General features: G+C 72.3%; 7 protein-coding genes. 6 read left to right on the top strand and 1 reads right to left on the bottom strand.

Features of this window, described 5'->3' with window-relative positions; all coding sequences use genetic code 11:
* Positions 1 to 126: 126 nt before the first annotated feature.
* Positions 127 to 615 (top strand): CAP domain-containing protein, encoded by a 489-nt coding sequence (locus G3A44_RS21715; RefSeq protein ID WP_203561527.1) that lies wholly within the window; start codon positions 127 to 129, stop codon positions 613 to 615.
* Here G3A44_RS21715 and G3A44_RS21720 read toward each other — a convergent pair.
* Positions 609 to 1586 carry a LysR family transcriptional regulator gene (locus G3A44_RS21720; protein WP_163459848.1) on the bottom strand — a complete coding sequence of 326 codons (978 nt, stop codon included), beginning with the start codon at positions 1584 to 1586 and terminating at the stop codon, positions 609 to 611. The genes G3A44_RS21715 and G3A44_RS21720 overlap by 7 nt on opposite strands.
* Before the next feature lie 242 nt (positions 1587 to 1828).
* Here G3A44_RS21720 and G3A44_RS21725 point away from each other — a divergent pair, with 242 nt between their 5' ends.
* From G3A44_RS21725 to G3A44_RS21745, 5 genes are all read left to right on the top strand, one after another.
* Complete coding sequence (locus G3A44_RS21725; protein WP_163459849.1) at positions 1829 to 2842, top strand: Bug family tripartite tricarboxylate transporter substrate binding protein; 1014 nt, start codon at positions 1829 to 1831, stop codon at positions 2840 to 2842.
* A gap of 54 nt (positions 2843 to 2896) precedes the next feature.
* Positions 2897 to 4429 (top strand): D-arabinonate dehydratase, encoded by a 1533-nt coding sequence (locus G3A44_RS21730; RefSeq protein ID WP_163459850.1) that lies wholly within the window; start codon positions 2897 to 2899, stop codon positions 4427 to 4429.
* 54 nt (positions 4430 to 4483) lie between these two features.
* Positions 4484 to 5980 carry an NAD-dependent succinate-semialdehyde dehydrogenase gene (locus tag G3A44_RS21735; protein ID WP_163459851.1) on the top strand — a complete coding sequence of 499 codons (1497 nt, stop codon included), beginning with the start codon at positions 4484 to 4486 and terminating at the stop codon, positions 5978 to 5980.
* 32 nt (positions 5981 to 6012) lie between these two features.
* Positions 6013 to 6834 (top strand): 4-hydroxy-2-oxoheptanedioate aldolase, encoded by an 822-nt coding sequence (gene hpaI, locus G3A44_RS21740; protein WP_163459852.1) that lies wholly within the window; start codon positions 6013 to 6015, stop codon positions 6832 to 6834.
* Positions 6835 to 7037: 203 nt separating this feature from the next.
* Positions 7038 to 14270, top strand: a complete 7233-nt coding sequence (locus tag G3A44_RS21745) for a calcium-binding protein (protein ID WP_163459853.1) — start codon at positions 7038 to 7040, stop codon at positions 14268 to 14270.
* Positions 14271 to 14284 lie beyond the last annotated feature (14 nt).

The following is a 14284-nucleotide window of genomic DNA, read 5'->3' on the forward strand; positions in this document are numbered from 1 at the left end:
GCTCGGGGTGCTGATGAAGTCGTAGCCGGCCAGCAGGTTGCCCGCCAGGTCGGCATGGGGGCGGTAGCCGGTGTCCACCACCGCCACCACCACGCCAGCGCCCCACCCCGCCCGGCGCCCGACGCCGTGACCGGCACCGCCAGCGTGCCCGAGGCCGTGGGCTCGTCCATTCCCCGTGCGGCGGCGCAGGCCGCGCTGGACCTGCACAACAGTGCCCGCCAAGACGTGGGCACCCGGCCCCTGCTGTGGTCGCCTGAACTCTCGGCCTTCGCCCAGAAGTGGGCCCACCACCTGGCCCAGGACAAGGGCTGCCGCATGGAGCACCGGCCCGGTGGCGGCCCTTGGGGCAGCCGTTACGGCGAAAACATCTTCTGGGGCAGCGCCAGCCGCTTCAACGCCCGCGACGCCGCCAAGGCCTGGTACGACGAGATCCGCGACTGGCGCCCCGGCATCCTGACCGGCGACAACTGGCACAAGACCGGGCACTACACCCAGATGGTGTGGAAGGGCACCACCCACGTGGGCATGGGGCAGGCCCATTGCCCCAGTGGCGCGGTCATCATCGTGGCCAACTACGACCCGCCAGGCAACTACATGGGGCAGTCGCCTTACTGAAGCGCATGGTCGGGCGGGGGCTGACAAGGGCGCGCGGCGTGGGCCGCCGCCCTCTCCCGCAGACAGGCCATGAGCTGCTCGGCCGCCGGGGTGCGCAGCCGCCCGCGCACGGTGATCAGGCCCACCGGCGGCAGCTCAATGGGCACCTCCAGCGGCAGCATCCGCACAAAGCCTTCGGCCTGGGCATGCTCGGCCACCGAGCGCGCCCAGAAGCCCAGCGCCGGGCGCTGGCGCATCTGGCTCAGCGCCACCAGAAAAGACGCTGTCTCCACCACATCGGTGGGCGGGTTCAGCCCCTGGGCGTAGAACAGTTGGTGCAACTTGACGCGTGAGCTGGCCCAGGGCGGCGGCACCACCCAGGCCGCCGCCGCCAGGTCGCCCCAGGCGGGCGGGCCACCCTGCGCCAGCGGATGGGCCGGGCCGGCCACCAAGGCCATGGGCTCGGCATACAGCGGCTCGGTCTCCAGATCGGGCGCGGCGTAGCCGGGCTCCAGCCGGCCCACGAAGAGGTCCAACTCACCCAGGCGCAGGCGCGGCAGCAGGCGCGTCAGGTCGCCCTCTTCCACCATCACCGTGGTCTGGGCCGAGCGCGCCTTGAGGGCCTGAATGGCCGGTGTGAGCAGGCCGGGCACCGCCACCACCATCGCCCCCACACTCACCCGGCCGGCCGCACCGCTGGCCACCGCGGCAATCTCATCACGGGTGCGCTCATAGTCGGCCAGCACCGAGCGCGCAAAACGCACCACCGTCTGGCCATAGGCCGTGGGCTCGGTGCCACGGGTGGAGCGGGTGAACAGCTCCAGGTCGAACATGCGCTCGATCTCCGCCAACGTCTTGGACACCGCCGGCTGGGTGAGCGAGAGGAACTCCGCCGCCCGGCCCAGGTGGCGGAACTGGTCCAGCGCCACCAGCAACTGCAGGTGGCGCAGTTTCAGGTTGGAGCGCAGCACGCGGTCAATGGAGGTGGTCATGCAGGGGCCTCGGGTCACGCCAAAGGGCTCAGGGTTGGCCCCAATTATTCCGTTTAGGTTATGAAGCCAGTCAGCAATGTCATTGGATTGGCATGTCCGCAGCCCCAAGAATGCGCCGCAACCCTGCCACGCCCAAGGTCTTTGACCCCTGCGGCCCCCCGGCGCGACAGGCCCCGCCGAGTCCTGCAGACTCGCCCCCCGCCTCGAGCCGGTCCACCGGCCCCGCCACGGAGACTTCGTTCATGAGCACCCGCCACCCCAGCCGCCGCGACTTCCACCGCACCGCCCTGGCCGGCCTGGCCACGCTGGGCACCACCGGCGCCGGCCTGCTGGCCAGCCCCGCCGCCCGCGCCGCCGGCTACCCCGAGCGGCCCCTCACCTTCATTTGCCCGTGGCCGGCTGGCGGCACGGCCGACATCACCATGCGCGCCCTGTGCGTGGCTGCGGCCAAGCCACTGGGCCAGACGATCGTGGTGGAGAACCGCGCCGGCGCCTCCGGCATGCTGGGCCTGCGCAGCATGGCGCAGGCCGCGCCCGACGGCTACACCATCGGCCAGATCCCCATCTCGGTGGCGCGCTTCTCGCAGCTGGGCAGCCTGCCGCTGGACCCGCTGAAAGACCTGAGCTACATCGCCCGCGTCTCGGGCCAGACCTTCGGCATCGCCTGCCAGGCCGGCAGCCCCTACAAGACGTTGGCGGATGTGATCGCCGCGGCCAAGGCCAAGCCCGGCCGCATCACCTATTCCAGCGCCGGCATGGGCGGCGCCACCCATGTGGGCATGGAGGAGGTGGCCCACGCCGCCGGCATCGAGCTGCTGCACATCCCCTACAAGGGCGGCGCCCTGGCCCTGCAAGCCCTGCTGGCTGGCGAGGTGGACCTGCTCATCGACTCCAGCTCCTGGGCCCCGCATGTGCTGGCCGGCAAGCTGCGGCTGCTGGCCACGCTGGGCGAGCGCCGCACGCAAGACTTCAAGGACACGCCCACCGTCAAAGAGCAGGGTCTGAACGTGGTGGTGGACGCGCCCAACGGCATCGGCGCCCCCAAGGGCGTGGACCCAGCCGTGCTGGCCCGCCTGCGCGCCGCCTTCAAGCTGGCCGCCGCCAGCCCCGAGTTCACCGCCGCCTGCGACAAGATCGACGCCCCGCTGATGTACCTGGACGGCCCGGACTACGCCCAGTACGTGGCCCAGACCGTGCAAAAGGAAAAGCTCTTGATCGAGCGCCTGAAACTCAAGGAACTGATGGCCAAGGGCTGAGCCCCTACCCTTCCGCGCCCTCCGCCCCGCCTCACGCTGCCAACCCGCCTCCGCATGACCTCCGCCCCCGCCTCCCCCCTGATCCGCCTGCACGCGCGGGACAACGTGCTCATCGCCCGCCGCCCCATCGGCCTGGGCGAGGCGCTGCCGGAGTTCAACCTGCGCACCCGGGCGCAGATCCCGGCGGGCCACAAGATCGCCGCGCGCGCCATCGCCGCCGGCGAGGTGGTGCTGAAGTACGACACCGCCATTGGCCGCGCCGCCCGCGACATCGCCCCCGGCGAGCATGTGCACACCCACAACGTGCTGCATGAAGAGCGCGCCCCGGCGCCCGAGTTCTGCACCGACCTGCGCCCGGTGGACGTGCTGCCCGAGGACCAGCAGGCCCGCTTCATGGGCTATGTGCGGGCCGACGGCCGCGTGGGCACGCGCAACTTCATCGGTCTGATTGCCACGGTGAACTGCTCGTCCACCGTGGTGCACAAGGTGGCCGAGTGGTTCACGCCTGAGCGCCTGGCCGACTACCCCAACGTGGACGGCGTGGTGGCCTTTGCCCAGACCAGCGGCTGCGGCATGTCCTCGCCCAGCCCGCACTTTGACCTGCTGCGCCGCACCCTGGCCGGCTACGCCCGCCACCCCAACCTGGGCGGCGTGGTGGTGGTGGGCCTGGGCTGCGAACGCAACCAGGTGCCCGAGCTGATGGCCAGCCAGCGCCTGGAAGAAGGCGCCCAGCTGCGCGCCTTTGTGATGCAAGAGACCGGCGGCACCCGCGCCACCATCGAAGCCGGCATCCGCGCCGTGCAGGCCATGCTGCCCGGGGCCAACGCGGTGCAGCGCCAAAGCGTGCCGGCCCGCCACCTCAGCATCGGCCTGGAGTGCGGCGGCTCGGATGGCTTCTCGGGCATCGGCGCCAACCCGGCGCTGGGCGCGGCCATGGACATCCTGGTGCGTCACGGCGGCACCGCCATCCTCTCGGAAACCCCTGAGATCCACGGCGTGGAGCACCTGCTCACCCGCCGCGCCGTCACCCCGGCCGTGGGCCAGGCCCTGCTGGACCGCATTGAGTGGTGGAAGGGCTACACCGCCGGTCACAACGGCCAGTTCAACGGCGTGGTGGGCCCGGGCAACCAGGCCGGCGGCCTGGCCAACATCGTCGAGAAAAGCCTGGGCTCGGCCATGAAGGCCGGCACCACGCCGCTGCGCGCTGTGTACCAGTACGCCGAGCCCATCACCGAGACCGGCTTCGTCTTCATGGACTCGCCCGGCTACGACCCCGTGGCCACCACCGGCCAGATCGCCAGCGGCGCCAACCTCATCTGCTTCACCACCGGGCGCGGCAGCATGTTCGGCTCCAAGCCGGCGCCCACGATCAAGCTGGCCAGCAACACGCCCATGTTCGAGCGCCTGCGCGAAGACATGGACATCAACTGCGGCCAGGTGATCGACGGCACCACCGACATCCCCGGCATGGGCCAGCAGATCTTCGAGCACATCCTGCGCGTGGCCTCGGGCGAATCCACCGCCAGCGAGCGCCTGGGCCTGGGCGACCACGAATTCATCCCCTGGCACCTGGGCATCGTGAGCTGAGCCACCGCCACGCCCCCGCCGCTGCCACCGCCCCCTTTTCAGCACCCCGCCCACATGACCGCCACCGCCCTGAACGACCTCACCCTGCAGCAGCCCGCCCTGCTGCTGCGCCACCTCAACCACATCGCCGGCCAATGGGTGCCCGCGGCCAGCGGTGCGCGCATGGACGTGCTCAACCCCGCTGACCAGACCGTCATCACCCAGGTGCCCGACAGCGACGCCGCCGACGCTCGCGCCGCCGCCGACGCCGCCCAGGCCGCTTTTGCCGGCTGGCGCGCCACCCCGGCCCGCACCCGCGGCCAAATCGTGCGCCGCTGGCACGACCTGATCCTGCAGCACCAGGCCGACCTGGGCCGCCTCATCAGCACCGAGCAGGGCAAGCCCCTGGCGGAGGGCCAGGGCGAAGTGGCCTACGCCGCCAGCTATGTGGACTGGTTCGCGTCGGAAGCCTCACGCATCACCGGCGACGTGATCGAGCCCGCCGTGGCCGGCCGCCGCATGCTGGCCGTCAAAGAGCCCGTGGGCGTGGTGGCCGTCATCACGCCGTGGAACTTCCCCGCGGCCATGATCGCCCGCAAGATCGCCCCCGCCCTGGCCGCCGGCTGCACCGTGGTGGCCAAGCCGGCCGAGGACACGCCGCTCACCTCCCTGGCCCTGGTGGCCCTGGCCGAGGCCGCCGGCCTGCCCGCCGGCGTGCTCAACATCGTCTGCGCCAGCCGCGCCCGCACCCCGGCCGTGGTGGACGTGTGGCTGGACGACGCCCGCGTGCGCAAGATCAGCTTCACCGGCTCCACCCCCGTGGGCCAGCACCTGGCCCGCCGCTCGGCCGACACGCTCAAGAAGCTCTCGCTGGAGCTGGGCGGAAACGCCCCCTTCATCGTCTTTGACGACGCCGACCTGGACGCCGCCGTCACCGGCCTGATGGCCAGCAAGTTCCGCAACGGCGGCCAAACCTGCGTGTGCCCCAACCGCGTGTACGTGCAGCGCGGCGTGATGGCGGCCTTTGCCCAGCGCCTCTCGGCCCGCGTGGCCGCCCTGCAGGTGGGCCCGGCCACCGAGGCCGCCAGCCAGATCGGCCCCATGATCAACGACCGCGCCGTGGACAAGATCCTGCGCCACATTGACGACGCCGTGAGCCGCGGCGCCACCGTGCTGACCGGCGGCCAGCGCTTGCGCACCGAGCTGGGCCCCCACTACATCGCCCCCACCGTGCTGGCCGACGTGTCACCCCAAGCCGTGCTGTGCGGCGAAGAAACCTTCGGCCCCGTGGTGCCGCTGTTCGCCTTTGACACCGAGGCCGAGGCCCTGGCCCTGGCCAACGACACCCCCTTCGGCCTGGCCGCCTACTTCTACAGCCAGAACCCGGCGCGCATCCACCGCGTGTCCAGCGCGCTGGAGACCGGCATCGTCGGCATCAACGAAGGCGCCGTGGCTTCTGAAGCCGCGCCCTTCGGCGGCGTCAAGGCCAGCGGCTACGGCCGCGAAGGCTCCATCCACGGCCTGGACGACTACCTGCACATCAAATACCTGTGCCAAGGCGGCCTGAACTGAGCCCCGACGTCCTTTTGTCAGAGCCGCACACCATGACCGCACCCACGCCAACCACCACCACGAACAACCCCTTCAAGGCCGCCCTGGCCCAGCGCCGCGCCCAGATCGGCCTGTGGCTGTCCATGGCCCAGCCCTACAGCACCGAGATGTGCGCCACCGTCGGCTTTGACTGGCTGCTGATCGACGGCGAGCACGCCCCCAACGACGTGCGCTCCACCCTGGCCCAGTTGCAGGCCGTGGCCGGCTACCGCAGCCACCCCGTGGTGCGCGTGGTGGAAGGCCAAACCGCCCTCATCAAGCAGATGCTCGACATCGGCGCCACCACCCTGCTGGTGCCCATGGTGGACACCCCCGAACAGGCCCGCGCCATGGTGCAGGCCACCCGCTACCCGCCCCAAGGCGTGCGCGGCGTGGGCGCCGCCATCGCCCGCGCCTCGCGCTTCAGCGCCCGGGCCGACTATGTGCACCAGGCCAACGACGAGGTCTGCCTGCTGGTGCAGGCCGAAACCCGCACCGCCTTGCAGAACCTGGAAGCGATTTGCGCCGTGGACGGCGTGGACGGCGTCTTCATCGGCCCCGCCGACCTGGCCGCATCGCTCGGCCACCTGGGCCACCCCGGCCACCCCGAGGTGCAAGCCGCCATCGAAGACGCCATCCGCCGCATCGCCGCCAGCGGCAAAGCCGCCGGCACCCTCACCAGCGACGTGGCCCAAGCCCGCCGCTACCTGGAACTCGGCGCCACCTTCGTGGCCGTGGGCATCGAACTGAGCCTGATGATGCAGGCCGTGCGCCAGCGGGCCAAAGAGTTTGGCGTGGGCACGGGCGCCCCGGCGGCAGTGGCAGGGCCGTATTGAGCTGACCCAGCGCCCCGCCCCGCGCGGGGTCTTGCGCCCCCAAAGGCCCGCCGCGTGCGGGCCTTTTCCCTTTCTGGACCTACACCCGCGGGCCACGCCGTCCATCTCCCCCCCATTCAACGCTGCCTCAACGCTGCCTTCCTAGCATCCGCGGCCTGTCTTGCTTATGACCGGCGTGGGCTTGCGCGCGCGCCGCTGCTGCCATGGCCAACGCCCGCGTTCCTACATCCGCCCCCGCCACCCGAGCTGCTGCCGCGGCACTGCCCGCTCAGGCGGACGGCCTGGTGCTGACCGGCACGGCAGGCGACGACAGCCTGACCGGCGGCACGGGCCATGACCAGCTGGACGGTGGGGAGGGGCATGACCTGCTGGATGGCCGGGCGGGCGCCGACACCCTGCGCGGCGGCCTGGGCGACGACCGCTACCGGGTGGACGACGCCGGCGACCGGGTGGAGGAAGCGGCCGACGCGGGCCGGGACACGGTGTATGCCTGGGTGTCACACACCTTGACCGAGGCGGTGGAGATCCTGCGCCTGCAGGGCCGGGCGCACCTGGCGGGCACCGGCAATGCGGAGGCCAACACGCTCATCGGCAACCTGGGCGACAACCTGCTGGCGGGCCTGGAGGGACGGGACACGCTGCTGGGCGGCGCCGGCAACGACACCCTGGACGGCGGCACGGGCAATGACCAGTTGGTCGGCGGCGACGGCGACGACCAGCTGCAGGGCGGCGATGGCGACGACCTGCTGGTACGCGGCACCGGTGCCGACACCCTGGACGGCGGCCTGGGGCAGGACACCCTGCGCTGGTGGCTGGCGTCCACCGAAGACGTGGTGGACACCGAAGCGCTGCTGGCCACGGTGGCGGTCCAGGGGGTGGAGCGCTACCAGTTCCTGCTGGGCAGTGGCGCCGACCTGGTGATCGGCAGCGCCCGTGACGAGCTGCTGCAGGGCATGGCCGGCCACGACACCCTGGACGGCGGCGCCGGGGCCGACTACCTGCAGGGGGGCGACGGCCAGGACCGGCTCATCGGCCGCGACGGCCAGGACACTTTGAGCGGCGGCGAGGGCAACGACACCCTGGAGGCCTGGCGCAGCGCCGGCGTCGCCGACACCCTGCCCGGCAGCCTGCTGCTGGGGGGCGCGGGCGACGACCGGCTGGTCGGCTTCAGCCTGCAGGACACGCTCAAGGGCGCCATCGGGCTGGACACCGGCGTGCTGTGGCTGGATGGCGACGCGCAGGTGGTGGACCTGGCGGCCCAGGTGGCCGCCGGGCGGCTGATAGGGGTGGAGCGGCGCCAGGTGGACGCCGGCGGCGGCAACGACACCGTGACCGGCAGCGACGGCGACGACACCCTGTGGGGCAACGCGGGCGACGACAGCCTGCAGGCCGGCACCGGCGCGCAGTGGCTGGACGGCGGCGACGGGCAGGACACCCTGCGCGGCGGTTATGGCCGCGTCACCTTGCTGGGGGGCGACGGGGACGACCTGCTGCAGGCCGGCCATGGCGGCAACACCCTGATGGGCGGCGCGGGCCGCGACACCCTGACCGGGGGCGAGGGCGACGACCTGCTGCTGTTCAGCGACGTGGACGACGTGGTCCGCGGCGGCGATCAGGGCCACGGCGGCGACACCCTGCGCCTGGACGACCTGGAGTCCAGCACCGCGCGGCAGCTGGACCTGGGCAGCCTGGCCCTGACCCAGGTGGAGCGGGTGGAGGTGTGGCTGGGCGAAGGCGACGACACGGTGGCGGGCACGGTTCAGGCCGACGCGCTGGCTGGCCACGGCGGGCACGACAGCCTGATGGGTGGCGCCGGCGCCGACACCCTGGACGGCGGGGCCGGCCACGACTGGCTGGATGGCGGCGACGGCGACGACGTGCTGCTGGCCTCCGAGGGCGCCGACACCTATGTGGGCGGCGCCGGCTGGGATGAGCTGCGCACCGACCACCGCGACCGCCACCATGGGGAATGGCTGGACGCCAGCGCCTACGTGCTGGACGGCGTGGAGCTGGTGAACTACCTGCTGGGGCAGGGCGACGACATCCTGCAGGGCAGCCAGGGCGACGAGGTGGTGCGCGGTCACCAGGGCCGGGACCAGCTGCTGGGCGGCGGCGGCCAGGACACCGTGGACGGTGGTGACGGCGAAGACACCCTGGAGGGCAACGACGGCGACGACCTGCTGCAGGGCGGCGCCGGCCATGACCAGCTGCACGGCGGCGCCGGCCGCGACACCCTGGAGGGCGGCGAGGGCGCCAACCTGCTGCGCGGCGACGACGGCGACGACCTGCTGCGCAGCCAGAGCCTGGACGACACCCTGGACGGTGGCGCGGGCGACGACGCCGGGGTCATCACCCTGGCGCCCACCTATGCGGACCAGACACTCTTGGTGCAGGCCTGGATCGACAGCGGCCGGATCCTTGGCATGGAACGCCTGACGGTGGAAGGCAGCGAAGGCCAGGACCTGATCACCGGCTCGGCGTTGGACGAACACCTGGACGACGGCGACCGCTGGCAGTTGGCGCGCGACACCCTGCGGGGCGGCGCCGGCCGCGACACCTTGGAGGCCTTCTGGGGCGATGACTGGCTGGACGGCGGCACGGGGGATGACCGGCTGAGCGTCCAGATGGGCGCCGCCACCCTGCTGGGCGGCGACGGCCAAGACACCCTGACGCTGGCCATGGGCTACGCGGGCGCCGTGCTCGACGGCGGCACCGGCAACGACTGGCTGGCCGTGGATGCCGGTGACGCCACCTTGCTGGGCGGCGCCGGTGACGACACGCTGACGGGATCGGCCTGGGGCGCCCAGACCGTGCTGCTGGACGGCGGTGATGGCAACGACCTGATTTACGCCGACTTCAGCGAACAAACCGCGCAAGGCGGTGCGGGCGACGACCGCCTGGTGGCCTTGCAAGGGGGGAGCACCCTGGACGGCGGCGCCGGACACGACACACTGGAGGGCGGCGCCGGTGACGACCTGCTGCTGTACAGCGAAGGGCTGGACGAGTACCACGGCGGTGGCCAGGTGCTGGAGGGTGACACCTTGCGGGTGGACGCCCAGGCCGCCGTGACCGGGCAGACACTGGACCTCACCGCCAGTGCGATCGACGGCATAGAGTGGGTACAGGCCTGGCTGGGCCAGGGCCATGACGACTACACCGGCACCGCCGCCGCCGACGCCGTGACCGGTGGCGCGGGAGACGACACGCTGCGCGGCGGCGCCGGCCAAGACACCCTGGACGGCGGCCTGGGCGACGACCTGCTGGAAGGCGGCGACGGCGACGACGTGCTGGTCGTCTCCGACGGGCAGGACACCTACCGCGGCGGCGCCGGCACCGACGAGCTGCGCATCGACCGCAGCGGCCGGACCACCGGCGAATGGCTGGCCGTGACCGCCATCGACACCGAGGACATTGAGTTTGTGACCTACCGCCTGGGCAGCGGCGACGACACCCTGCAAGGGAGTGCCGGCGACGACAGTGCTGCCGCAGGCGCCGGCGACGACCTGCTGCAGGGCGCCCAAGGCCAGGACACCCTGGACGGTGGCGACGGCAACGACACCCTGCAGGGTGGCGACGGCGATGACCGGCTGATCGCCTCTGCCGGGCAGGACGTGGTGGACGGCGGGGCCGGCCAGGACACCCTGGCCTTTTTGTGGAACGCCCCCTACGACCCCTATGGCAGCCCACGCCTGAACCTCAACCTGGCCGACGCCCTGGCCGCCCTGCAGGTGGTGGACGTGGAACGCGTGGAGGTGCAGCTGGGGGTGCGCGTGGCCCAGTTCCAAGGCAGCGCCGGCGACGACTGGGTGCAGGCCGTGGACACCTACCACGCCAGCCTGACCACCGGCGCCGGACAAGACACGGTGGAGGTGGGCTTCCTGAACACGTTGGACGCCGGCGAGGGCGACGACCTGGTCATCTCCCGCCTGGTGCCCGTAACCCTGCAGGGCGGCCAGGGCGAAGACACCCTGCGCGTGGACCATAGCGCCCGCGACGGCGTGTGGGGCAGCGTGGACGTGGCCTACATCGAACACCAGGGCTTTGAGCACTTTGAATACCGGCTCAGCGGCCAGGCCGACAACGCCGACGGCACCGCCGCGGGCGAACTCATCCAGGCGCTGGGCGGACACGACTGGGTACGCGCCGGCGGCGGCGCAGACACCCTGGACGGGGGCGACGGCGACGACACCCTGGAAGGGGGTGACGGCGACGACGTGTTCTTGATCAGCACGGGGCAGGACGTGCTGGACGGCGGTGCCGGCCAAGACACCGTGCGCCTGGCCGCGGCCACCGGCGGCGCCGGCGCCTGGCTGGACGCCCGCGCGCTGGATGGCCAGACGCTGCGCCACATCGAAACCCTGCAGCTGCTGGGCAGCGAGGGGCAGGACACCCTGTGGGCCGGCAGCCGCCATGCCCTGTGGCTGGACGGCGGCGCCGGCGACGACCTGATGAGGGTGGACGGGGGGGCCCACACCGTGCAGGGTGGCAGCGGGCAGGACACCCTGCGCCTGAGCGCCGAGGGGCTGACCACCGGCCAGGCGCTGGATGGCAGCGGCCTGACCCTGCTGGGCGTGGAAGCCGTGGAACTGCTGGGCGGCGAAGGCGACGACACCCTGACCGGCAGCACGGCCGCAGACCTGCTGCACGGCGGCGCCGGGCAGGACGTCTTTGTCAGCCTGCAGGCGCAGGACAGCGCCGACGGCGGTGACGGCCTGGACCTGCTGCGCGTGGCCGATGCCCGCGCCAGCCTGAGCAGCCAGGTCTTGGGGCTGGACGCCGGCGCCCTGGCCGGCCGCACCGGCATCGAGGCCCTGCAGGCCCTGATGGGCCAGGGCGATGACACCGTGAGCGGCTCCACCGTGGGCGATGACGTGGACGGCGGCGCGGGCCGTGACCTGCTGGACGGTGGCGCCGGCAACGACACCCTGCAGGGCGGCGACGGCGCCGACACCCTGGACGGCAGCGTGGGGAATGACCTGCTGCTGGGGGGGGCAGGCGACGACTGGCTGCACGGCCACGAGGGCGACGACACGCTGTACGGCGGCGAGGGCAACGACACCCTGCAAGCCTCACCCGGGGCGGACACCCTGGACGGCGGCGACGGCTGGGACCACCTGGACCTGGACTGGCGCGCCGCCTCCGGCGGGCTGGCCATTGACATGGCGGTGCAGCTGGCCGGCAAGGTGCTGCTGAACCTGGAGCAGCTCGACCTGCACCTGGGCGCCCACGACGACACCGTGCAGGGCAGCGGCGAGGCCGAATCCATCGAAGGCGGCGCCGGTCAAGACCTGCTGCGCGGCGCCGGCGGCCGCGACACCCTGCTGGGTGCCGAGGGCGACGACACCTTGCAAGGCGGAGACGGCAACGACGTGCTGGACGGTGGTGAGGGCGACGACCTGCTGGAAGGTGGCGACGGCGACGACTTCATCCGCATCTCCACCGGGCAGGACACCGTGATTGGCGGTGCTGGCCAGGACACCCTGAGCCTGGACTGGCACACCCGCACCGACGACCTGGTGCTGGACTTTGGCGCCGCCCTGGCCGGCCAAGACCTGGGCGGCGTGGAAACCGTGCTGGCCTGGCTGGGCAGCGGCCACGACCTGCTGCTGGGCAGCGCCGGCCATGACGCCCTGGACGCGGGCGCCGGCCACGACACCCTGGATGGCGGCGAAGGCGATGACACCCTGAACGGCGGCGACGGCAACGACCTGTTGCTTTTCTCCGCGGGGGACGACCAGTACCGCGGCGGCGCGGGCGACGACACCCTGCGCCTGGATGATCGCGCCGCCACCGCCGGCCGCGCGCTGGACCTGGCCGCGGCCCTGGGCAGCGACGCCGCCCAGACCAGCCTGGAGCACATCGCGCTGTGGCTGGGCAGCGGCGACGACACGGTGCAGGGCAGTGCCAGCGCCGAGTCCATGGCCGGCGGCGCCGGCGATGACCTGCTGCAGGGCGGCGGCGGCGCCGACACCCTGGACGGTGGCGCCGGGGCCGATACCCTGGACGGCGGCGACGGCGACGACTGGCTGGTCAGCCAGAACGGCCTGGATGTGCTGCAGGGCGGCGCCGGGCAGGACACCCTGGCGCTGGATGCCCGCACCTTGGCTCCCGGCGTGACCTTGGCCGAGGTGCTGGCGCAGGCGCGGGCGGCCTCGGTGGAGGGCTTCCACCTGCAGCTCGACGACACCGGCGGCCGGCTGGACCTGCAGGCCTCAGCCCACAGCACCGTGGTGGGCGGCAACGCAGACGACACCGTCCTCGCCGGCCACGGCAACGACTGGCTGGAGGGCGGCGCCGGCAACGACTGGCTCGACGGCGTGGGCGGCCAGGACACGCTGTACGGCGGCGCGGGCAATGACACCCTGCGGCTGAACGCGGGCTGGGTGGACGGCGGGGACGGTGTCGACACCGCCATCCTGGTCTTCCAGGGCTTCACCTGGACCCGCAGCCACCTGCTGGTCTACACCCGCTTTGGCCACAGCATCGAGGCCTGGGGCTACCAGATGGACGCCGGCAACGACACCGTGGAGGGCATCCGCGCCTCTTCGGACTGGATTGCCCTGGGCGCCGGCGACGACTGGGTGGACGGCTGGGGCGGCCACGACACCCTGCTGGGCCAGGACGGCAACGACACGCTCATCGGCGACGAAGGCTGGGAGATCATCGGCTGGGACATTCTCCCCGGCGAACCCCTGTTCCTGTGGGACTCCACCAGTGCGGACATGCCCCATGACCGGCTGGAAGGCGGCGCCGGAAACGACGACCTGCTCGGCGGCTTTGGCCGCGACACCCTGCTGGGTGGCGAGGGCAACGACACCCTCTCCGGCCATGTGGACAGCGACTGGCTCGATGGCGGGGCCGGCGACGACTGGCTGCTGGTGCAAGTCAACCGCGGCTACCTGGCCTATGACGGCGACACCCTGGTGGGCGGCGCCGGCAACGACCGCCTCCAGCTGACCAACGCCGACAGTGTGGTGGTGCTGGACAGCCTGATCGGGATGGACCGGATCACCGGCCGTGGCAGTTCCGACCGTGTCCAGCTGCAGGCCGCGGCGCTGGACCTGGGCAACGGCGACGCGGTGCTGGACAGCCAGCAGCACCTGGTGGACCTGGCGCAAGCCGTGAACGACGGCGTGCGGCTGGGCAGCGAGCTGCTGTGGGTGGACAGCGCCGTGGCTGGCCTGGTGGACGACAGCTCGGCCGCCGGGCAGGCGCTCAACGCCGAGCGGGTGGCCCAGGCCCTGAGTGGCCTGGCCACCGACTACAGCACCGGCGACCATGCCCTGCTGGTGGTGCGTGGCAGCGACGGCGTGGCCAACCTGCTGCTGCGCTACACCGAGAGCGGCGACGGCGTGGTGGATGCCACCGACCTGCAGCTGTTGGCCGCCCTGGTGGGCGGCACCCCGCTGGTGGAGGGCGACGTGTTCTGGGGCTGAGCGGCGGCGGGGGC

This window comes from Ideonella livida (assembly GCF_010499455.1).
Lineage (GTDB): Bacteria > Pseudomonadota > Gammaproteobacteria > Burkholderiales > Burkholderiaceae_C > Ideonella > Ideonella livida.

Coding starts and splice junctions, on each gene's coding strand:
- G3A44_RS21745 (WP_163459853.1), top strand. CDS start 7,038: ATGGCCAACGCCCGCGTTCCTACATCCGCCCCCGCCACCCGAGCTGCT.
- G3A44_RS21720 (WP_163459848.1), bottom strand. CDS start 1,586: ATGACCACCTCCATTGACCGCGTGCTGCGCTCCAACCTGAAACTGCGC.
- G3A44_RS21730 (WP_163459850.1), top strand. CDS start 2,897: ATGACCTCCGCCCCCGCCTCCCCCCTGATCCGCCTGCACGCGCGGGAC.
- hpaI (WP_163459852.1), top strand. CDS start 6,013: ATGACCGCACCCACGCCAACCACCACCACGAACAACCCCTTCAAGGCC.
- G3A44_RS21735 (WP_163459851.1), top strand. CDS start 4,484: ATGACCGCCACCGCCCTGAACGACCTCACCCTGCAGCAGCCCGCCCTG.
- G3A44_RS21725 (WP_163459849.1), top strand. CDS start 1,829: ATGAGCACCCGCCACCCCAGCCGCCGCGACTTCCACCGCACCGCCCTG.